This window comes from Pseudomonas sp. FW507-12TSA (genome assembly GCF_058781435.1).
The window spans coordinates 30,296-51,604 of record NZ_JBYSWT010000022.1; the positions used below are offsets into that span (position 1 = coordinate 30,296).

Here is a 21,309-nt window from a genome sequence, read left to right on the forward strand (position 1 = left end):
GGGGCCGGTATACTACCTCAGCTCAGGCGTGAAAATGGCCTGTGTTATAGTGCGCGGCTTATTTCTCATCCCACGAGTTCTCATGACTATCCCTACTCCTGCCGCGGCGTCGAGTCTGAAGATATACCTGCGCTTGCTGTCTTATGTGCGTCCCTACTGGGGAATGTTCGCACTGAGTATCCTGGGTTTCGTGATTTTCGCTTCCACCCAGCCGATGCTGGCGGGAATCCTGAAGTACTTCGTTGATGGGCTCAGTAATCCCAACGCGGTGCTGTTCCCCGATGTTCCTTATTTGCAGGACTTGCAGTTGCTGATGGCGGTGCCGCTGCTGATCATCCTGATCGCGGCCTGGCAGGGACTGGGTTCGTTCCTTGGCAACTATTACCTGGCCAAGGTCTCCCTGGGCCTGGTGCATGATCTGCGAGTCGAGTTGTTCAACAAGTTGCTGGTCCTGCCCAATCGTTATTTCGACACCCACAACTCCGGGCACCTGATCTCGCGTATCACCTTTAACGTGACGATGGTCACCGGGGCGGCCACCGATGCCATCAAGGTGGTGATCCGCGAAGGCCTGACCGTTATCTTCCTGTTCGGCTACCTGATCTGGATGAACTGGAAGCTGACCCTGGTGATGGTGGCGATCCTGCCGTTGATCGCGGTGATGGTGAGCAATACCAGCAAGAAATTCCGCAAGCAGAGCAAAAAGATCCAGGTGGCGATGGGGGACGTGACCCATGTCGCTTCGGAAACCATCCAGGGCTATCGCGTGGTTCGCAGCTTCGGTGGCGAGGAGTACGAGCAGCAGCGTTTCGCCCAGGCCAGCCAGGGCAATACCGACAAGCAGTTGCGCATGACCAAGACCGGCGCGGTCTATACCCCCATGCTGCAGCTGGTGATCTATTCCGCCATGGCCGCGCTGATGTTCCTCGTGCTGTTCTTGCGTGGCGATGCTACAGCCGGTGATCTGGTGGCCTATATCACGGCTGCGGGCTTGTTGCCCAAGCCGATCCGCCAACTGTCCGAAGTCAGCTCGACTATCCAGAAAGGCGTGGCCGGCGCCGAGAGCATCTTCGAGCAGCTGGATGTCCAGCCTGAGGTCGATACCGGAACCGTCGAGCGTGAACGTATCGACGGGCGCCTGGAAGTACGAAACCTGAGCTTCACCTATCCTGAGACCGATCGCGAAGTACTGAAGGACATCAATTTCAGTGCCGATCCAGGACAAATGATTGCCCTGGTTGGCCGTTCCGGTAGCGGCAAGTCGACACTGGCCGGGCTGATTCCGCGTTTCTACCATCACGAATCCGGGCAGATCCTGCTAGACGGCATCGAGATCGAAGACTATCGCTTGCGCAACCTGCGCCGTCATGTCGCCCAGGTAACCCAGCACGTGACCTTGTTCAACGACACTGTGGCCAACAACATCGCCTACGGCGACTTGGCCGGGGCCCCGCGGGCGGACATCGAAAAGGCCGCCGCCGACGCCTATGCCATGGATTTCATTGCGCAACTGCCCGATGGCCTGGACACCCAGGTTGGCGAGAACGGCGTGCTGCTTTCCGGTGGCCAGCGCCAGCGCCTGGCGATTGCCCGGGCATTGCTCAAGAACGCCCCGCTGCTGATCCTCGACGAAGCCACCTCGGCCCTGGACACAGAGTCGGAGCGGCATATCCAGGCAGCCCTGGACAAGGTCATGAAAGGGCGCACGACCCTGGTGATCGCCCACCGCCTGTCAACCATCGAGAAGGCCGACCTGATCCTGGTCATGGACCAGGGGCGTATCGTCGAGCGGGGCACCCATGCCGAGTTGCTGGCGCAGAACGGCTACTACTCGCGGCTGCATGCCATGGGGCTGGAAGAACCAGTGCAAAACGGGATCGCCTGATCCCTTCCGGGAGCGGCTCGCTCCCGCTCCCATGCCCCAAGGTTGCAACGGCCTTGGGGCATATGTATCGCCTTGCTTACAGTCTTGACCAAGGCTAAATAATTCCACGCTACGCGCTTGTTATGTTTCGCGCCTGAATCGTCGATTGGATCGAGAGGGCCATCCCTTTCGCGCAGGTGTCGGAATGCTGCAACGCTTTGTCTGGAAGCTCTTACCCAAGACCCAACGCAATTTCCTGCTGGGGCGCCTGTCAGTGGTGGATCGCCAGGCTGTGAACAAATCCATGTCCGCCAACGTGCGCTTCCCTCCTGCTTTTGCCCATCACTCCTGCTTGTTCATCCATGTCCCCAAATGTGCTGGCAGCAGTGTCTGCTCCGCGCTGTTCGATGGATGGACACCTGGGCACTTGCCGCTGTACTGGTATGAACAGCAGTTTCCCAGGACGTTCTCCAGCAGTTTCAAGTTTGCCTTCGTCCGTGATCCGTTGGAGCGGGCCTATTCGGCCTATACCTTCTTGCGGGGCAATCAACTATCGCGCCGAGATCAGGCTGCCCAGGCCCTGGCCGTGCATTATCGGGATTTCGATGATTTCGTCAGTCGCTGGCTACATCCGGAGAACATCAACCGACAAATACACTTCGTGCCCCAGGCTGACTTCCTCACCGATTCCCTAGGGCATTTGTCCCTGGATTTCGTCGGCTACCAGGAACACTTGCAACGCGATTTTCAATTGCTTTGCGAGCGCCTGGGCATCAAGGCGCAGCTTCCTCATCTGAACAGTACCCAGCAACGCGAGCACGCTCCCGTCCGGGAGTTGTGTTCGGTCCGTACCCGGCGCCTGGTACGTCGGGTCTATCAACGTGACTACGAGATGCTCGGTTATGAATGAACCTGCCAGCATGCCTTTGCAGCAACCGCAGATCCGTCCCTACAACCTGGCACTGTCGGCCGCTGCCCGGGCCGCACTCAAGCACCAGCAGCCCCGCTGCCTGTGGCTGACCGGCCTGTCCGGAGCCGGCAAGTCGACCCTGGCCAACCTGCTGGAGTTGCGGCTCAACGAATTGGGCATGCATACCTTCGTCCTTGATGGCGACAATGTACGCAGTGGCCTGTGCCGGGACCTGGGAATGGGTGTCGAGGCGCGCAAGGAAAATATCCGGCGCATGGCCGAGGTGGCGCGGTTGATGGTGGAGGCCGGGCTGGTGGTGATCGTCGCGGCGATCTCGCCGTTTCGCGCCGAGCGCGATGCCGCTCGGGCGCTGTTCGCTCCCGGGCAGTTCCTGGAAGTTCATGTGAGCACGCCATTGGATGCCTGTGCCCTGCGTGATCCCAAGGGCCTCTACCGGGCCGCGCGTGAAGGACGGATCAAGGACTTCACCGGGCTCGACAGTCCCTATGAGGAGCCGCTCGAGGCCGATTGCCGGATCGATACCGCAAGCATGGCGTTACCCGAGGCGATCCGTTGCCTGCTGCAGCTTTTGCAGCGCAAATGAGCAAGGTCAATTCTTCGTCGGAGCCACGCAAGCCATAGAACTAGGCGGCGCCAACCCTGTGCTAATATCGCGCCCCTGTTCATTTTGTATGTGGGATGCTCCATGAAGTTGTCCATGCCGCGATTCGATCAAGCCCCCGTCTTGGTGGTCGGCGATGTCATGCTCGACCGTTACTGGCATGGTGGTACCTCACGGATTTCCCCTGAGGCGCCGGTGCCGGTAGTCAAGGTCGAGCAGATCGAGGACCGCCCGGGCGGTGCCGCCAACGTTGCCTTGAACATCGCCGCCCTTGGCGCGCCGGCCTCGCTGGTCGGGGTGACCGGCGACGACGAGGCTGCCGACAGCCTGGCCAACAGCCTGCAGGGTGCTGGCGTGCGGGCCTTGTTCCAGCGCATCAAGCACCAGCCGACCATCGTCAAGCTGCGGGTCATGAGCCGCCACCAGCAGTTGCTGCGTATCGATTTCGAAGAACCCTTCGCCACCGACGCCCTGGCCCTGGCAGCCGAGGTCGACACTTTGCTGGACGGCATCAAGGTGCTGGTGCTGTCCGACTATGGCAAAGGTGCGCTGCGTAATCACCAGGTGCTGATCGCCGCCGCCCGGGCCCGCGGCATCCCGGTGCTGGCCGACCCCAAGGGCAAGGATTTCTCCATCTACCGTGGCGCCAGCCTGATCACGCCGAACCTCAGTGAGTTCGAAACCATCGTTGGCGGCTGCGCCGACGAGCATGAGCTGGTCAGCAAGGGTGCCAAGCTCATGCACGACCTGGAGCTGGGTGCGCTGCTGGTGACCCGTGGCGAGCACGGCATGACCCTGCTGCGCCCGGATCATCCGCCCCTGCACCTGCCGGCCCGAGCCCGCGAAGTGTTCGATGTCACCGGTGCCGGGGATACCGTGATTTCCACCCTGGCGGCGGCGATCGCTGCTGGCGAGGAATTGCCCCATGCGGTGGGCCTGGCCAACCTGGCGGCGGGTATTGTGGTCGGCAAGCTGGGGACCGCGGCCATCAGCGCTCCCGAGCTGCGTCGGGCGATCCAGCGCGAAGAAGGCTCCGAGCGCGGCGTGCTGAGCCTCGACCAGTTGCTGCTGGCCATCGACGATGCGCGGGCGCACAACGAGAAGATCGTGTTCACCAATGGCTGCTTCGACATTCTCCATGCCGGACACGTGACCTACCTCGAGCAGGCCCGGGCCCAGGGCGATCGCCTGATCGTGGCGATCAACGACGACGCCTCGGTCAGCCGGCTCAAGGGCCCGGGCCGGCCGATCAACAGCGTCGACCGGCGCATGGCGGTCCTGGCTGGGCTGGGTGCGGTGGACTGGGTGATCAGCTTCCCCGAGGGCACCCCGGAAAACCTGCTGGCCCAGGTGCGTCCGGACGTCCTGGTCAAGGGCGGCGACTACGGCATCGACCAGGTGGTCGGGGCCGATATCGTCAAGGCCTATGGCGGTACGGTGAAGGTGCTGGGGCTGGTGGAGAACAGCTCGACCACCGCCATCGTCGAAAAGATCCGCAAGACCGACCAGGCCCAGTGAGGCTCCTGGGCTGAATCACGGCGCCCCTTGGGGCGCCGTTTTTTTTAGCCCTGGCGCCGGTTCTTGGCGGGCACCATCTTGCGCAGGATCTGCCGTGCCTTGCCGGTCAGGCGTGCCAGCTGGGTGTCCTTTTCCGCTTCGCTCAGGCCGCGCTGCCTGAGCCAGTCCTTCCAGCGAATCCGCTCATCACCGACCACCCAGCCTTCCTGCTGGGCGAAGCTCTCCGCCAGGTACAGGCCGCGGGTGCTGGCCGGATGCAGTTGATCTTTCTTCAGGGTGTACAGCTCGGCGCAGGGCTGGCCGTTTTCCAGGGGCATCAGGTACAGGTCGGGACGCTTGCGATCCAGGCGGGCCACCAGTTGGTCGCCCTCCAGGCGTTCGTCGACATGGAACAGGCTCAGGGACTTGGCTTCCTTGGGGACATCCAGGCGCAGGTCGTAGATCAGTTGCAGCGAGGCGGTGGGCAGGTGTACGTAGGCCCGGGGGCGTTCCAGCAAGTGCAGGTTGGCGCAGCGAACCGGGCGTGCCGCGCCGGACAGCGGGGTCAGGCGAAAGTGTGGCGTCTCGCGGTAATGCAGGGCCCCGGCATAGGGCGCCGGCAGCCAGGTATCGTTGAAGCGCCCGGCCAGCCAGCCTTCCGGGGTTTCCAGCAGGCATTCCTCGGCGATTTCCTGGATGGCGGTGTGCAGCGGCAGGTTCAGCTCGTGGGCCGGCACGTAGCCGGAGATCAGCTTCAGGACCACATCGCCACGGTCCTGGCGGCGCTGGCGCACCAGCACCCAATAGTCGCGGTTCTGCCAGTGCAGGGTCAGGCGTACCGAGACCCCGAGGTTCGCCAGTTCCAGGGCGAAGCGCTCGTTGTCGGCAACGCTCACCGGGCGCCGGCGTTGCAGGGTCTGGGCGAAGTTCAGCGGCATGCCGACGCTCTGGTAGCAGAGCCCTTCGGGAGTCGCTTCGACGAACAGGGGCAAGGTCTTGAAGTTGCTGGGGTTCTTTCTGATCAGCGGTCGCGACATCTCGGCTCCTTCCTGCGTCGGGGGCGGCCGCCTCGGCGGCGTCAGTTCTTGCCCAGGACCTGTGCCACGGTTGTCACGTTGTGGGCCAGGTGCAGTGGATTGATGGTCCCGACGATAGCACTGGCGACACCGGGCTGGTCAAACAGCAGCTCGAAACTGGCCCGTACCGGATCGGTGCCCGGGCTCAGGCAGACGTGGCCGCTGGCCAGGGCCTTCTTCACCAGGATGCCCTTGTGGTGGGCGGCGGCATAGTCAATGACCGCCTTCTCCGCCTGTTCGTTCAGATTGTAGGTAACCATGGCGCAATCGCCTTGCTCCAGGGCCTTCAGGCCGCCGTCGACGGTCTTGCCGGAGAAGCCGAAGCCGCGGATCTTGCCCTCTTGCTTGAGCTGGGCGAGGGCCTGGTAGGCCGCGCTGTGCTCGAGGATTTCCAGGTCGTTGCCGTCCGAGTGCACCAGCACCAGGTCGATGAAGTCGGTTTCCAGGCGCTGCAGGCTGCGCTCCACCGAGAGCCGGGTATGGGCGGCGCTGAAATCGTGGCGGGAGACGCCATCGGCGAACTCCTCGCCGACCTTGCTGACGATCACCCACTCATGACGCTGGCCGCGCAACAGCGGGCCCAGGCGCTCTTCGCTGCGGCCATAGGCCGGGGCGGTGTCGATCAGGTTGATGCCCAGGTCGCGGGTCAGCTTGAGCAGCATCCGTGCCTGTTGGTCGTCCGGGATCTGGAAGCCGTTGGGGTACTTGACCCCCTGGTCGCGGCCCAGCTTGACCGTGCCCAGGCCCAGGGGCGAAACCAGCAGGCCGGTGCTGCCCAGCGGGCGATGCAGATCGTGCAGGGTGAGTTGGCTCATGGCAGCAGTTGCTCCCAGGCCGGTTGGCCGAGCGGCGGGCGCGGCAGTTCCGGCAGCGGATCGCCGTGAGCCGGGCGGATACCATCACGTTCCAGGGCCGCCAGGACCCGGTCGGCGAAGTCCGGGGCCAGGGCCAGCTTGGTCGGCCAGCCCACCAGCAGGCGATCCTGTTCGGCGAGAAAAGCGTTGTCCGGGCGGACCAGGCCGGACTGTGCCGGTTCGGCGCGATCCACCCGCAAGGTGGCCCATTGCGCCTGGCTGAGGTCGACCCAGGGCAGCAGTTGGGCCAGTTCCTTCTGGGCGGGGGGGGGGGGCGGCGATCTGCGCCGCCGGTTCCCGGGCCACGCCCTCGGCCTCGGCGAGATCGCCGCCCAGGTACCAGACCCACTGGCCATCGGCGGCCGGGTGGGTGGTGACGGTGATCCGCGGCTTGGGGCCACCGCCCAGGCAGTGGGCGTACAGCGGCTTGAGGGTCGTGCCCTTGACCAGCACCATGTGCAGCGGCCGGCGCTGCATGGCCGGTTGTTCCAGGCCCAGGCCCTGGAGCAGATCGGCGGTGCCGGCGCCGGCACTGAGGACGATGCGCTGGGCGCGGATCTCGCGCTCATCGACCCGCAGTCCCGCCAGCTGGCCGTTTTCCACCAGGGGCTGGATCCGCTGGCCGGCCAGCAGGCTGTCGCCGGCCAGCTGGGCCAGGCGCTCGATGAGGCTGGGGACATCCACTACCAGTTCGGCCAGGCGGTAGACCTTGCCCTTGAAGCGCTTGTCCTGCAGGGCTGGCGGCAGTTGCTCGCCCTTGACCTGGTCGACCCGGCCTCGCACGGCCTTGCTGGCGAAGAAGCTGGTGAGGTTGCCGGCCAGGGTGCCGGGGGACCAGAGATAGTGGGCCTCGGACAACAGGCGCACGCCGGCCAGGTCCAGCTCGCCATTGCCGGCCAGGGCCTCGCGCCAGCGCCGCGGCATGTCGGCGATGGCCTCCGAGGCGCCGGTGAGGGCTCCGTGCAGAGCGTACTTGGCGCCACCGTGGATGATCCCCTGGGACTTGACGCTCTGTCCGCCGCCGAGGCTGGCGTTCTCCACCAGGACAGTGGAAAAACCCTGGCGTCGCAGGCGAGCGTTGAGCCAGAGACCGGCGACGCCTGCGCCGACGATCAGCACATCGGTGGAAATAGCGGATGGCATGCAGCAACCTCGGAGAACCAATCGAAGCCGCAAGTTTCTAGCTTCAAGCCTCAAGCTGCAAGCAACAACCGGCGCTTGCGCCTTCTTGTCGCTCGCGGCTTGCCGTTGTCTTTCAGTGGCCGGCGGTCTTGGAGAACAGCTGGATCACCGCCACGCCAAGGACGATCAACGCCATGCCCAGCATGGCCGGGACATCCAGCTTCTGGCCGTAGAGCACCAGCGCGGCGATGCTGACCATGACGATTCCCAGGCCTGACCACACGGCATAGGCCACGCCCACCGGGACCGTGCGCATCACCAGGGTCAGCATCCAGAAGGCCACGCCGTAGCCGGCGATGACCAACAGCAGCGGCTGCGGGGTACTCAGGCCCTTGACCGCTTTGAGAGAAACAGTGGCGATCACTTCCGCGCAGATGGCGATGGCCAGGTAGTAGTAAGCGTTCATGGGAGGGTCCTCGTGACAGGGGCTGCTTTCTGGGGTCGGCATTCTAGTGCTTGCCCAGATGGGGTAAAGTCATTTCCTATCTGAATAATAGATAGGATCGCTTCATGAATACCCAGTGGAACCTGGAACAGTTGCGGATGTTCGTCGGCGTGGCCGAATTGCGCTCGTTCTCTGCGGTGGCTCGTCAGCAGCGCAAGGCCCAGTCCGCGGTCAGCAGCGCCATCTCGCTGCTGGAGGACGACCTGGGCGTGGGCCTGTTCGAGCGTAGCAGCGGCCGTCAGCCGAAGCTGACCGAGGCGGGTAGCGCCTTGTTGCAGGAAGCCCGGGAAATCCTTCGCCAGTGCGATCGCCTCAATGGCCGGGCGCTGGCCCTGATGCGAGGCCAGGAGGCCCGGTTGCGCCTGGCCCAGGATGAGGCGATGCCCTACCAGCCGGTGCTCGACAGCCTGGAAGCCCTGGCCGAGCGTTTTCCCAGCCTCGAAGTGCAGTTGGCCAGCAGTGCCCAGGGCGACGTAGCGCGCCGGCTGGTGGAGCGCCGGGCCGACCTGGGCCTGCTGTTCCACCACGAGCAGATGCCCGAGACCCTGGAGCGCCAGGCCCTGGGCAGCGTCGAGATGGTCACCGTATGTGGCGTGGGCCACCCCCTGGCCCGCCAGGGGCGGGTCGACCGGCAGATCCTCGCCCTGCACCGGCAATTGCTCATGGCGCCGCAGCAGAGCGGTTATCCCGGCGGCGAGCCGTTCAGCCCCCAGGTGTGGCGGGCCGACAGCTTCTACGTCCTGGCCGAATGGCTGATGCGCGGCCTGGGCTGGGCCTGGCTGCCACGGCATGTGGTGCAGTACTCGGCCTACCAGCACCAGATGGTGGAATTGACCAGCGAGTGGACTCCGCCGGCGCTGGTGGTGGAACTGGCCTGGCGCCGCGACGAGCCCCTGGGGTTGGCGGCGCGTTGGCTGGCTGAACGTTTTGCCGTGCACCTGAAGGCGATCGGCTAAAAAACCGATAAACTCCGCCGCCATGAATAGAACTCTCTACACCGCACTGTTTTACCTGGGGCTGCCATTGGTGGCGATTCGGCTGTGGCTGCGCTCGCGCAAGGCGCCGGCCTATGCCAAGCGTATCGGCGAGCGTTTTTCCCTCGGCCTGCCGGCCATGCAGCCTGGCGGTATCTGGGTGCATGCGGTGTCGGTGGGCGAAAGCATCGCCGCAGCACCGATGATTCGCGGGTTGCTGGCGCGCCATCCGCAGTTGCCGATCACCGTGACCTGCATGACTCCCACCGGCTCCGAGCGGATTCGCGCGCTGTTCGCCGATGAGCCGCGGATCCAGCACTGCTACCTGCCCTACGACCTGCCGTGCGCCGCTGCGCGCTTTCTCGAGCGGGTACAGCCCCGGCTTGCGGTGATCATGGAAACCGAACTGTGGCCCAACCACATCGACCAGTGCGCTCGCCGGGGGATTCCGGTGGCCCTGGCCAATGCCCGGTTGTCGGCGCGCTCGGCCAAGGGCTATGGGCGTTTTGCCGGCCTGACCGCGCCGATGCTGGCGCAGATGAGCCTGTTTGCGGTGCAGACCCGGGCCGAAGCCGAACGTTTCCGCCAATTGGGCGCGCGTGCAGAGACGGTGGAGGTGACCGGCTCGATCAAGTTCGACCTGAACATCGACCCGCAGCTGCCAGAGCGCGCCGCCGAGTTGCGTCGACAATGGCAGGCCATGGAGCGTCCGGTATGGATCGCCGCCAGCACCCACGAAGGCGAGGATGCAGTGGTGCTCGAAGCCCATCGGCAATTGCTGGCCAGTTATCCGAATGCCTTGCTGATCCTGGTGCCGCGGCATCCGGAGCGTTTCGACTCGGTGTTCGAGCTGTGCCGGCAGCAGGAACTGGCAACGGTGCGCCGCTCCAGTGGCGAGCCGGTGACGCCGGCGACCTCGGTGCTGCTGGGGGACACCATGGGGGAGTTGCTGTTCCTCTATGCCCTGGCCGACAGCGCCTTCGTCGGCGGCAGCTTGGTGGCCAACGGCGGGCACAACCTGCTGGAGCCCGCGGCCCTGGCCAAGCCGGTGATCAGTGGCCCGCACCTGTTCAACTTCCTGGAGATCGCCGCGATGCTGCGCGAGGCCGGGGCCTTGCAGGAAGTGGACGACGCCCAGGGCCTGGCGGTGGTGGTGCAGAGCCTGTTCGAACTGCCCCAGGACGCACGCAAGATGGGAGAGGCGGGCCTGGCGGTCATGCGCTCCAACCAGGGCGCCTTGCAGCGCCTGCTCGACGGCCTGGATCGTCTGTTGCAACGCTCTTAGCACTTGTCCGAAGCCGGGGTCCAGGCTGTCACCAACTGCCTATTCCGCGCATCGCAGATCTGTTTGGCTTGCATTAGGACAGCGCGCACTTGCTGGAGTGGCGAACGCTACAAGCAGTATTGAAGAGGCTATCGAAAGCTCGGCCCAGGCGCTTGGCGATGGATGAGTTCGCGTTACTCAAAGGGCATCGCTACGCTGCCAGCGTGGTGTTGGATGCCGCTATTTGCCGGGGACGATTGACCGGATGCGGTGATCAAGCAGATGGTTGACGGCTGCCGGGAAAGCGAATTCTTTTTCATGACGATCAAGAATGACTTCCCGGCAATCCGTTAAGAACCAACAAGGGGCGCGATCATTCAGTGGCGAATGCGGGTATGTCGAATGCGGTCACTGCCGGTAGCGTTCCTGTGAACAGTTCGATGTCCACAAGAACAGACTGCGCCGCAATTGACTGAGATAGTCGGGATGTTCCTTCATCACGGGTTAACACATTCGGATTTCCATGCTTCTCCAGGGCGCCAGCCTTCCCCGGTTCAGCCGGGTCATACCAAGCTCCAGTTGCGATCAACAGCACCCCCGAAAGAAGGTCATCCACGATCTCAACACCTGCGAGCATCGCACCTCTATCATTGAAAACACGAACAACATCACCGTTCTTGAGACCCTTCGCATCTGCGTCCTTGCGGTTCATCTTGATCGGCTCGCGATCCTGAACCTTGTTCTTGCGACTTGCCGGGCTCGCGTCAAGTTGGCTATGCAACCTCCATGTCGGCTGGTTTGACAGCAGGTGAAATGGAAACTGTTTCGATATGGGGGAGCCAAGCCACTCTTTCGGTTCAATCCATGTTGGTTGCCCAGGGCAGTCGCTGTAGCCAAATCCGTCCACGGTCTCGGAGTATATTTCGATTTTTCCCGAGGGGGTTGCGAGCCGATTCGATTCCGGGTCAGCCACAAAATCAGCGAAAAGCACTTCATCACTCTCTGGGGCAGGGAACAAGTAGTCTCCGGCTTGCCAGAATTCATCGAATGGCGGAGGAGCGTATCCCCGCTCCTGCGCTGTGATTCGCGCCGTGTCGTACATATGGCGCAACCATCCCATCTCGTTGCGATTCTCGGTAAAGGCAGCACCAACCCCCACGCGCTCCGCCAAGTCGGAAAATATATCGAAGTCGTTGCGTGCGCTCTTGTAGGGTTCTACCACCTTCTTCATCGCGACCCAGCGGCTTTGCTGATCCGCGGCAAGGATGTCATTTCGCTCCATGGTGGTCGTGGTCGGGAATACGATGTCGGCGTGTTTTGCCGCCGCGTTCCACCAGATCTCGTTGACGATCACTGTATCCAGGCGCTGCCAAGCCTGCAGCAAACGGTTCGTGTTGGCATTGTGATGAAAAGGGTTGCCGCCCGCCGAATACAAGAGCTTTATATCGGGGATCTTCAAGTTCAACCCGTTGTATTCCAACTGTTCACCTGGCCGCAGGAGTAGATCATTGGTTCTACCAGCTGGACAAAATGCTTTAACCGCATTCGGTCCAAGGGACATCTTAGGTCGCGGGATGTCGCGGGCCCGTGAAGCCAGGCTTCCGTTCGTGGCCCCGAACCCGAGCGCAAAGCCTCGTCCCGGTTTGCCTATCTGGCCCAGCATCGCCGCCAGGGCCACCGTCATCCATACGGGCTGTTCTCCATGGTCAGATCGTTGAACAGACCAACTGGTGGTGATCAGCGTTCTTGAGGTGGCCATTCGCCGTGCAAGTGCCCGGATTGCGTCCGGTTCCATTCCTGAGTGTTGGGCCGCCCACTCGGGCGTTTTGGGTTGTCCATCTGTTTCACCCAGAACGTACTGCTTCAATCGATCGAAACCGACACAGCAACGTTGGAGGAAAGATTGGTCGTGAAGGGCCTCGATGATGAGTGTATGCGCCAGGGCCATCATTACGGCCGTATCAGATCCTGGGCGAATCACTTGCCACTGCGCTGCAGCTGTCTCGGGCAGGTCATCGCGAAATGGACTGATGTTTACGAACTGGATACCCGCGGCCCGCGCGCGCATGAAACCCGAACTGTTTTCATGGCTCGCCGCACCGCCGGAATCGATCTGCATGTTTTTTATGTTGGCGCCACCAAACATTACGACAAGTTCGGTGTTTTCCAATACTGAGCGCCACGATACAACCATGTCGGTGATATCGTTGCGGCCGACCACATGGGGCATGATGCCGAGCGCGGCGCCAAACGAGTGGTTTCCTCGCTTATCAACATAACCGCCGAACAGTCCAAGGAATCGCTTTAAAACACTTGGTGCGTGGTGAAGGCGCCCGGCACTGGCCCATCCATATGAGCCTCCGTAAATGGCTTCGTTGCCAAAATTCGCGCGCACGCGCAGCAATGCATCAGCCGCCAATCCTAGCGCCTTCTCCCAGCTCACTGGTACGAAAGGTTCGCCGCCACGATTATGCGGGCCGTTTGCTTCCGGGTTTTGCAGAAACCCTTGCCGTACATAGGGCTGATCTATGCGAAGCGGGCTATGTACCAAACTTTGCAAGCCACGGATCAGTGGCGAAGGCTCGGTGTCGTAAGGTGCAGGATAAGTGTTGAGTATATCGCCGCTCTCGTTTGTTTCGACGCTGTAGACGCCCCAGTGAGATGCGGTTTGGGTCAGTGTTCTTGTTCTCATATAGACCTCCCCTGATTGTCTAGATCGGATATTTGCGGCTACGACTTCATGCTGCTAGAACATCGGCTTTGACAAAACCCATGAATGACATGATCAGCATGCTTACTAAGCATCGTATTGATCAATCGAGTGACGAACTTGAGGCCGGATGGGGGCTTCCATGCCTCAAGCGCAATCTTCGAACATGTCGTTCATGGCGGTACATTCATATCGGCGACCGGTTTTTTGTAAGATCCTCGACCGGCACTGCGGTTTGGATAATCCCGCTCTCGATATAAAAACTCTGTGCTTTTATTAAACTTCCAGAGTCGAATGTTCCGACAGGGTAATCTTCTTTCTCAAGATACTTCAACCGCGAATAGGACTTCATGATGCTTGCGCTACTGTTGAGTAACAGCCATACGCTTGATTAAAAGGTGCACCCAGTGCGGATCATCGATCCTTCATTCGCCTAAGTTATTGATGGTCCTGCTAAAGCGGCTTCCGACCTGGTCCAGCGCGCGGCCAAGCTGGAGTCAGCTTGAAATAAAAAATCCGATGTTTGTTTCCAAACATCGGATCTTGCGGCCTAGAGGTTAAAGATCAATGTGTCAGTTTTAACTGAACGGCACTGACCTGGGCGGTGGCCTCTTTCTGGATAGCGGCCTTCATTGACGAGCCTTGAGCTGCTCGGCGGCGGCCTTGGCCAGGTCTGGCGGCAGGAAGTCGCGGTCCGGGTTGTAGTCGGCCTTGAGGTAGCGGGCCAGGTCTTGCAGGTCCCCGGGGTTCAGGGTGCCCGCGGCCTGCTTCAGGCGCAGGTTGTCGAGGATGTAGTCGTAGCGGCTGTTGTTGTAGTTGCGTACCGAACTGTACAGCTGGCGCTGGGCGTCGAGCACGTCGACGATGTTGCGTGTACCCACCTGGTAGCCGATTTCCGTGGCGTCCACGGCGCTCTGGTTGGAGATGATCGACTGGCGCCGGGCCTGGACCTGCTCGACGTCGGTGTTCACCGCCCGGTGCAGGTTGCGGGTGTTCTCCACCACCTGGCGCCGCAGGGATTCGCGCTGCTGCTCGGACTGGCTCAGGCGCGAATAGGACTCGCGGACCTGGGAGCTGGTCAGGCCACCGCTGTAGATCGGGATGTTCAGTTGCAGGCCGATGGAGCGCTGCTCGACGTCACTGCCATAGCGCGTCAGGGGATTGGGGTTGCTGAAGCCCAGGGCATCGTTGTCGCCCTTCTTGTATTGCACCACGGCGTCCAGGGTCGGGGCGTGGCCGGCCTTGCGCTGCTTGAGGGTTTCCTCGGCGGCGCTGACCGCGTAGTTGCTGGCCAGCAGGTTGAGGTTCTGCTTGGCGGCGGTGTCGACCCAGGCCTTGGCGTCGTTCGGGGTCGGCGTCAGTACCGGAAGGGTATGGACGATGCCCTGGATCGCTTGGTATTCGCGGTTGGTCAGGGTAATCAGGGCCTCGAAGGCATCTTCCACCTGGCGCTGGGCGACGATCCGGTTGGCCCGGGCGGTGTCGTAGCTGGCCTGGGATTGCAGCACGTCGGTCTTGTCCGACAGGCCCACGTCGAAGCGCTCGTTGGACTGGTCGAGCTGGCGCTTGAAGGCGGCTTCCTCGGCCTTGGTCGAGGCCAGGTTGTCCTGGGCGCGCAGTACCGCGAAGTAGGTCTCGGCGCTTTGCAGGATCAGGTTCTGCTCGGTGGCCGAGAGTTGCAGCGCGGCTTGTTCGTTGACGTCCTTGGCGGCTTGCAGTTGGAACCAGCGGTCGGCGCGGAACAGCGGCTGGGCCAGGGTCGCGCGGTAGACATTGCCACTGCGGGTAGAGGTCATCGACGGTTCGTCGAACTTGGTGCGGGTGTTGTTCATGTCCGCGCCGGCCGACAGATTCGGCAGCAGTCCGGCCCGGGCCTGGGGCACGATTTCTTTCTGGGCGCCGTATTGGGCGCGTGCGGCGGCCAGGTCGGCGTTGTTGTCCACCGCTTCCTGGTAGACGCTGACCAGGTCGGTACGGGTGGGAGACAAAGGCGCTTCGGCTGCCCATGCCATTCCATTGGACGCACAAGACACGGCAACAGCCAGTGAGAGTTTGCGCAGCATTCGGCGATCCCTAGTGTTGATATTACGGAGATAATCCAGGCGCCAAGGCTAAGGCGCACCCTACAGAGCGTCAAGGCTCGACACTGGGCAACGAGTGTAGAGGCGTGGCCCTGGCGCAACAATCCGTCGATTACGCCATTCATCACGCTTATCGCTCGGGTGTTGGCGTTCTGTCCCGGCTTTGTCTAGACTGGCCCGGTTCTTGTCGGGGTGCCTTGCTATGAGGCTGAGATCGGATAATCCGGATCCCGTTGAACCTGATCAGGTTAAGGCCTGCGTAGGGAACAAGATTTCTCGTCACCCGGCGAGTCCTCTTGTGCTTCGTCCGGGATCTTGTTCGACAATCGAACATTCTTCTTGAGTACCAAGCACTGCACTCACTAGTCGCCTAGACAGGGTGCGTCCGTCCGCTACAGGTTCGCTCCGACAAACTTCCACTGCCTGGATGCTGTCTGGAGAGCCCGTGATGACGACAAAACTAAAAAACGCTAGCAACCTCAGTGAGTCGGCCCAAGTCGACCAGCAATCGGTCCAGCCCTTTGCCCGCTCGCAAAAGATCTATGTCCAGGGTTCGCGCCCGGATATCCGCGTGCCAATGCGGGAAATCAGCCTGGATGTGACCCCCACCGACTTCGGCGGTGAAATCAACGCCCCGGTGACCGTCTACGACACTTCCGGTCCCTACACCGACCCCAACGTGCTGATCGATGTGCGCAAGGGCCTGGGCGACGTACGTTCGGCCTGGATCGACGACCGTGCCGACACCGAGCGCCTGGCCGGCTTGTCGTCCGACTTCGGCCAGCAGCGCCTGGCCGACGCCGAGCTGACCAAGCTGCGCTTCGCCCATGTGCGAAACCCGCGCCGGGCCAAGGCCGGGGCCAACGTCAGCCAGATGCACTATGCGCGCAAGGGCATCATCACCGCCGAGATGGAATACGTCGCCATCCGCGAGAACATGAAGCTGCAGGAAGCCCGCGCCGCCGGCCTGCTCAAGCAGCAGCACGCTGGCCACAGCTTTGGCGCCAGCATTCCCAAGGAGATCACCCCCGAGTTCGTGCGCGAGGAAATCGCCCGCGGCCGCGCGATCATCCCGGCCAACATCAACCACGTGGAGCTGGAGCCGATGATCATCGGCCGCAACTTCCTGGTGAAGATCAACGGCAACATCGGCAACAGCGCCCTGGGCTCGTCCATCGAAGAAGAAGTGGCCAAGCTGACCTGGGGCATCCGCTGGGGTTCGGACACGGTCATGGACCTGTCCACCGGCAAGCACATCCATGAAACCCGCGAGTGGATCATCCGCAACTCGCCGGTACCGATCGGCACCGTACCGATCTACCAGGCCCTGGAGAAGGTCAACGGCGTGGCCGAGGACCTGACCTGGGAGCTGTTCCGCGACACCCTGATCGAGCAGGCCGAGCAGGGCGTGGACTACTTCACCATCCACGCCGGCGTGCTGCTGCGCTATGTGCCGCTGACTGCCAAGCGGGTCACCGGCATCGTCAGCCGTGGCGGCTCGATCATGGCCAAGTGGTGCCTGGCCCACCACAAGGAGAACTTCCTCTATACCCACTTCGAGGAAATCTGCGAAATCATGAAGGCCTACGACGTCAGCTTCTCCCTGGGAGATGGCCTGCGTCCGGGCTCGGTGGCCGACGCCAACGACGAAGCCCAGTTCGGCGAGCTGGAAACCCTCGGCGAACTGACCAAGATCGCCTGGAAGCACGACGTGCAGTGCATGATCGAAGGCCCTGGCCACGTGCCGATGCAGCTGATCAAGGAGAACATGGACAAGCAGCTGGAATGCTGCGATGAGGCGCCGTTCTACACCCTCGGCCCACTGACCACCGACATCGCCCCGGGCTACGACCACATCACCTCGGGCATCGGCGCGGCGATGATCGGCTGGTTCGGCTGCGCCATGCTCTGCTACGTCACGCCCAAGGAACACCTGGGCCTGCCGAACAAGGATGACGTCAAGACCGGGATCATCACCTACAAGATCGCCGCGCATGCTGCGGATCTCGCGAAAGGTCACCCGGGCGCGCAGATCCGCGACAATGCCTTGAGCAAGGCGCGCTTCGAGTTCCGCTGGGAAGACCAGTTCAACCTCGGCCTGGACCCGGACACTGCGCGTGCGTTCCACGACGAGACCCTGCCCAAGGATTCGGCCAAGGTGGCGCATTTCTGCTCCATGTGCGGGCCGAAGTTCTGCTCGATGAAGATCACCCAGGAAGTGCGCGAGTACGCCGCCAACCAGCGTATCGAGGCGGTGGATGTCGATGTGGCCAAGGGCATGGCCGAGCAGGCCGAGCGCTTCAAGCAGGAAGGCAGCCAGCTGTACAAGAAAGTCTGAGAGGCACCGGTAAGCGCCTGACTGCAAGCGGCAAGCAAGGGCCCCAGGGTTCTTGCTTGCCGCTTGCGGTTTGCAACTGCTCCTTGCCTCTGTCCCTTTTTCTTTCGAGATCACCGCCTTGAGCAGTCCAACCAGTACCTACTCTCCCGACCTTGCGGTACCTGCCGACAAACGCGTATTCGGCGCCCGCGACCTGTTTTCCCTGTGGTTCTCCCTCGGTATCGGCCTGATGGTGTTGCAGACCGGCGCGCTGCTGGCGCCGGGGCTGGGGCTGGCCCATGGGGTGCTGGCGATCCTGCTGGGCAGTGCGGTGGGGGTGCTGTTGCTGGCGGCCGTGGGGGTGATCGGCAGCGATACGGGGTTGTCCGCCATGGCCGCCCTCAAGCTCAGCCTGGGACGCCACGGCGCCCGGTTGCCGGCGTTGCTCAACCTGTTGCAACTGGTGGGTTGGGGGTCGTTCGAGATCATCGTCATGCGCGATGCCGCCAGCCTCCTGGGAGCCCGGGCCTTCGGCGAAGGCAGCGCCTGGACCAGCCCCGTGCTCTGGACCCTGTTGTTCGGGGCGCTGGCCACCTTGCTGGCGGTCAGCGGACCCTTGACCTTCGTCCGGCGGATCTTGCGCAAGTGGGGGATCTGGCTGCTGCTGGCGGCCTGCCTGTGGCTGACCTGGAACCTGTTCGCCCGGGCCGACCTGGCGGCGTTGTGGAAACGGGCCGGGGATGGCTCGATGCCGTTCGCCGTGGGCTTCGATATCGCCATCGCCATGCCGCTGTCCTGGTTGCCGTTGATCGCCGACTACTCGCGCTTCGGCAAGAGCGCGCGGAATGTGTTCGGCGGCACAGCCCTGGGGTTCTTCATCGGCAATGCCTGGCTGATGACCCTGGGAGTGGCCTATGCCCTGGCCTTCGCGCCAGACGGCGAGGCCAATGCCTTGTTGCTGGCGCTGGCCGGGGCCGGGTTGGGAATCCCGCTGCTGTTGATCCTGCTGGACGAGTCGGAAAACGCTTTCGCCGACATCCATTCGGCGGCGGTCTCCACCGGCATCCTGCTGCGGCTGAAGGTCGAGCACCTGGCCCTGGGCATTGGCGTGCTCTGCACCCTTATCGCCTGCCTGGCGCCGTTGGCCCAGTACCAGAACTTCCTGCTGCTGATCGGCTCGGTGTTCGCGCCGCTGTTCGGCGTGGTGCTGGTGGATCACTTCATCCTGCGCCGGCGCGGTGCCCAGGCGTCGCTGGCGGCCTGGCACGGGCCGGCACTGCTGGCCTGGCTAGGTGGGGTGAGCACCTACCACCTGCTGGCCAATTTCTATCCGGATGTGGGGGCAACCCTGCCGTCGCTGTTGCTGGCAGGGCTGCTGCACGGAGTGCTGGGCTTCAGTCGGCGTCGGGAAGCAGCTCGGGCTTGAGTATGCCGCGCAGGCGCGAGTAGGGGATCTGCAGCTCGACGTGGCCCAGGGGGGCTGGGGCGATGCTGCTGACGTCATACTTGAGGGTCACCACGTTGCGGGTCAGGGCCACGTTCGGGGTCTTCTGGAAAGGCCAGGCCCTGATGAACTCCGCCTCGCGATCCAGGTGGGTGCTGATCAGCCAGTTGTTGTGGGCGACCCGGGCGGCCTTCCAGAACATCTCTTCCTGGCCTGGCAGCAGCATGTCGGCCAGGTCCAGGGCCTTGTGCTGCTGGCGCGAGTAGTTGACGAAGCCGCGGCCCGGCGTGCCGTTGGCGGTGCCGGTGTCCAGGTAGCTGGCCAGTTCGACGATCACCATGCCGTCATGCTGGTCGCGTAGCTTGGACTGCAGGTACATGCCGTGGCGGTCCGCGGCGCTGCGCAGGAACTGCTCGCGGTAGGCCACCAGGCTGGCCGGCGTCGGCGCATCGGGGCTGGTACGAGTCATCTGCAACAGGCGTTTCTCGACGATGGCATCCAGTTGCGGCTCGGCGGGGAAGTGCACGAGGTCGAGGTTGACCAGCGGACAGTCGGCGCCGCTGCAGCCGGACTTGAGTTGTTCGGATTTATCTCGGGTGACCTCCAGAGGAGCCTTGTAGCTTGGCTGGAACAGGCTCTGGCAGGCGCCCAGGGTCAGGGCGATGCAGGCCACGGAGGCGATTTTGACAAGCGACATGGGCGTCCTTCATAAACCAGGGGGAGGCGAAAGCTACCGGCTTCGACTACCTGCGGGGCAGTCGGTTCGCCACTAAGCTCAATGGAGGCAATTAGAGTAGGTTTAGCCCCTCGCCGTCTATCCCGCTGAGGGCAAAGGGGCTGCATCGGCAGGCGCGAGCGCGTTAGGATTGCGCGAAGTCGAGGAGGATCCTCGGATCGAACATGTAGTACACGAGGATTGTTATGACTGACTTTGCCCACTCCACGCCGAGTGCCGTCGAGATCATCCGGCGCGAAAACTGTTTCCAGGGTTTCTATCGGCTCGAACGCCTGCATTTGCGCCACGAGCTGTTCGCCGGCGGCATGGGGCCTGAAATCAATCGTGAAGTCTTCGTCCGTCACGATGCGGTCTGCGTACTGCCGTACGATCCGCAGCGCGACGAGGTGGTGCTGATCGAGCAGTTCCGCATCGGCGCCATGGGCAAGGCCGCCTCGCCCTGGCTGGTGGAACTGGTGGCCGGCCTGATCGACAAGGACGAGCAGCCCGAACAGGTCGCCCGTCGCGAGGCGCAGGAAGAGGCGGGCCTGGACATCTCGGCGTTGTGGCCCATGACCCGGTATTTCCCGTCGCCCGGCGGCAGTACCGAGCTCGTCCATCTGTACCTTGGACGCTGCGACAGCAGCGCCGCCGGCGGGCTGTACGGGCTGGAGGAGGAAGCGGAGGATATCCGGGTTTCGGTGATGGCCTACGAGGATGCCCAGCAGGCCATGCGTGACGGGCGGATCTGCAATGCGGCCAGCATCATTGCCTTGCAGTGGCTGGCGCTCAACCGCGCGGAAGTGAGGGGGTTATGGTCGTAAACAAGGTGCGTGATCGCTATCGGGTGGACCTCGCGGGGCTGCAAGCTTCCTGCGAGGCCAACTACGCCCGGTTGATGCGCCTGTTGCCCGACATGCGCAACCAGCCGGAGGCGCGACGCATCGCCGTGACCCAGGGCGAGCAGATGCTCGGCGTGCTGGCCCTGGAGGTGGTGCTGGCCTGTCCCTATACCACTACCTTGCAGGTGCGCCAGGAGCACAGCCTGCCCTGGCTGCCGGTCCCGCAGCTGGAGGTGCAGGTCTACCATGACGCGCGCATGGCCGAGGTGATCAGCGCCGAGCACGCCCGGCGCTTTCGCAGCATCTATCCCTATCCCAACGCCTTCATGCACCAACCGGACGAGAAGGCGCAGCTGAACATCTTCCTCGGGGAGTGGTTGAGCCATTGCCTGGCCTGCGGGCACGAGTTCGAGGCCGTGCGCTAGGCTGGCAAGCGGACAGGATGAAGATGTGAACTGGGTCCGGTTCCGCGGTTTCCCCCTGGCGACTTCCCCAGCATAATTGCCCCATTC

Annotated in this window: 16 protein-coding genes, 1 pseudogene and 1 riboswitch; of the genes and pseudogenes, 10 read left to right on the top strand and 7 right to left on the bottom strand. The window is 62.8% G+C overall.

Translation table 11 applies throughout. The features are described from left to right. Nucleotides 1–82: 82 nt before the first annotated feature. From msbA to hldE, 4 genes are all read left to right on the top strand, one after another. The gene (gene msbA, locus AC3WK8_RS20215) at nt 83–1,885 is read left to right on the top strand and encodes a lipid A export permease/ATP-binding protein MsbA (RefSeq protein WP_103325729.1); all 1,803 of its coding nucleotides are present in this window, start codon (nt 83–85) and stop codon (nt 1,883–1,885) included. Nucleotides 1,886–2,069: 184 nt separating this feature from the next. Further along, nucleotides 2,070–2,774 (top strand): sulfotransferase family 2 domain-containing protein, encoded by a 705-nt coding sequence (locus tag AC3WK8_RS20220; protein WP_103325728.1) that lies wholly within the window; start codon nt 2,070–2,072, stop codon nt 2,772–2,774. Then, nucleotides 2,767–3,378, top strand: coding sequence for an adenylyl-sulfate kinase (cysC, locus tag AC3WK8_RS20225; protein WP_103325727.1), 612 nt, complete (start codon nt 2,767–2,769; stop codon nt 3,376–3,378). The genes AC3WK8_RS20220 and cysC overlap by 8 nt, the downstream gene beginning before the upstream one ends. 102 nt (nt 3,379–3,480) lie before the next feature. Further along, nucleotides 3,481–4,914 (top strand): bifunctional D-glycero-beta-D-manno-heptose-7-phosphate kinase/D-glycero-beta-D-manno-heptose 1-phosphate adenylyltransferase HldE, encoded by a 1,434-nt coding sequence (gene hldE, locus AC3WK8_RS20230; protein ID WP_103325726.1) that lies wholly within the window; start codon nt 3,481–3,483, stop codon nt 4,912–4,914. A 44-nt stretch (nt 4,915–4,958) separates the two neighbouring features. On the opposite strand, the gene AC3WK8_RS20235 is transcribed toward hldE, so the two are convergent. From AC3WK8_RS20235 to AC3WK8_RS20250, 4 genes and pseudogenes are all read right to left on the bottom strand, one after another. Continuing rightward, nucleotides 4,959–5,930: a hypothetical protein gene (locus AC3WK8_RS20235; protein ID WP_053132372.1), complete on the bottom strand. Its 972-nt coding sequence runs from the start codon at nt 5,928–5,930 to the stop codon at nt 4,959–4,961. Between the two features lie 41 nt (nt 5,931–5,971). Continuing rightward, the gene (locus tag AC3WK8_RS20240) at nt 5,972–6,784 is read right to left on the bottom strand and encodes an aldo/keto reductase (protein WP_085595533.1); all 813 of its coding nucleotides are present in this window, start codon (nt 6,782–6,784) and stop codon (nt 5,972–5,974) included. After that, nucleotides 6,781–7,966: pseudogene (locus tag AC3WK8_RS20245) on the bottom strand (NAD(P)/FAD-dependent oxidoreductase). Before AC3WK8_RS20245 ends, AC3WK8_RS20240 begins: the two are co-directional and overlap by 4 nt. Nucleotides 7,967–8,078: 112 nt before the next feature. Then, entirely contained in the window at nt 8,079–8,411 is a 333-nt protein-coding gene (locus tag AC3WK8_RS20250; protein ID WP_022641336.1) for a DMT family transporter, read from the bottom strand. A gap of 104 nt (nt 8,412–8,515) precedes the next feature. Here AC3WK8_RS20250 and AC3WK8_RS20255 point away from each other — a divergent pair, with 104 nt between their 5' ends. Together AC3WK8_RS20255 and waaA are read left to right on the top strand one after the other, a co-directional pair. Continuing rightward, the gene (locus tag AC3WK8_RS20255) at nt 8,516–9,406 is read left to right on the top strand and encodes a LysR family transcriptional regulator (RefSeq protein ID WP_085595529.1); all 891 of its coding nucleotides are present in this window, start codon (nt 8,516–8,518) and stop codon (nt 9,404–9,406) included. A gap of 22 nt (nt 9,407–9,428) precedes the next feature. Beyond that, a complete protein-coding gene (gene waaA, locus AC3WK8_RS20260) occupies nt 9,429–10,709 on the top strand; it encodes a lipid IV(A) 3-deoxy-D-manno-octulosonic acid transferase (RefSeq protein WP_103325725.1) in 1,281 nt (426 codons plus the stop codon). 352 nt (nt 10,710–11,061) lie between these two features. On the opposite strand, the gene AC3WK8_RS20265 is transcribed toward waaA, so the two are convergent. Then, nucleotides 11,062–13,380 (bottom strand): molybdopterin-dependent oxidoreductase, encoded by a 2,319-nt coding sequence (locus AC3WK8_RS20265; protein ID WP_103325724.1) that lies wholly within the window; start codon nt 13,378–13,380, stop codon nt 11,062–11,064. 647 nt (nt 13,381–14,027) lie between these two features. Further along, a complete protein-coding gene (locus AC3WK8_RS20270; protein WP_085595523.1) occupies nt 14,028–15,461 on the bottom strand; it encodes a TolC family outer membrane protein in 1,434 nt (477 codons plus the stop codon). A gap of 196 nt (nt 15,462–15,657) precedes the next feature. Continuing rightward, a riboswitch (TPP riboswitch) is annotated at nt 15,658–15,762 on the top strand. 165 nt (nt 15,763–15,927) lie between these two features. On the opposite strand from AC3WK8_RS20270, the gene thiC reads away from it, so the two are divergent. Beyond that, on the top strand, nt 15,928–17,817 hold the full coding sequence (thiC, locus tag AC3WK8_RS20275) for a phosphomethylpyrimidine synthase ThiC (RefSeq protein ID WP_022641340.1): 1,890 nt from the start codon (nt 15,928–15,930) through the stop codon (nt 17,815–17,817). 118 nt (nt 17,818–17,935) lie between these two features. Beyond that, nucleotides 17,936–19,222, top strand: coding sequence for a putative hydroxymethylpyrimidine transporter CytX (cytX, locus tag AC3WK8_RS20280; RefSeq protein ID WP_103325723.1), 1,287 nt, complete (start codon nt 17,936–17,938; stop codon nt 19,220–19,222). On the opposite strand, the gene AC3WK8_RS20285 is transcribed toward cytX, so the two are convergent. Next, nucleotides 19,191–19,937, bottom strand: coding sequence for a DUF3298 domain-containing protein (locus tag AC3WK8_RS20285; RefSeq protein ID WP_103325722.1), 747 nt, complete (start codon nt 19,935–19,937; stop codon nt 19,191–19,193). The two genes, cytX and AC3WK8_RS20285, sit on opposite strands and share 32 nt — an antisense overlap. A 224-nt stretch (nt 19,938–20,161) precedes the next feature. Between AC3WK8_RS20285 and AC3WK8_RS20290 the strand changes: the two genes are divergently transcribed. Then, entirely contained in the window at nt 20,162–20,779 is a 618-nt protein-coding gene (locus AC3WK8_RS20290) for an NUDIX domain-containing protein (RefSeq protein WP_022641343.1), read from the top strand. Beyond that, entirely contained in the window at nt 20,770–21,222 is a 453-nt protein-coding gene (locus tag AC3WK8_RS20295) for a DUF1249 domain-containing protein (RefSeq protein ID WP_022641344.1), read from the top strand. Before AC3WK8_RS20290 ends, AC3WK8_RS20295 begins: the two co-directional genes overlap by 10 nt. Nucleotides 21,223–21,309: the final 87 nt, after the last annotated feature.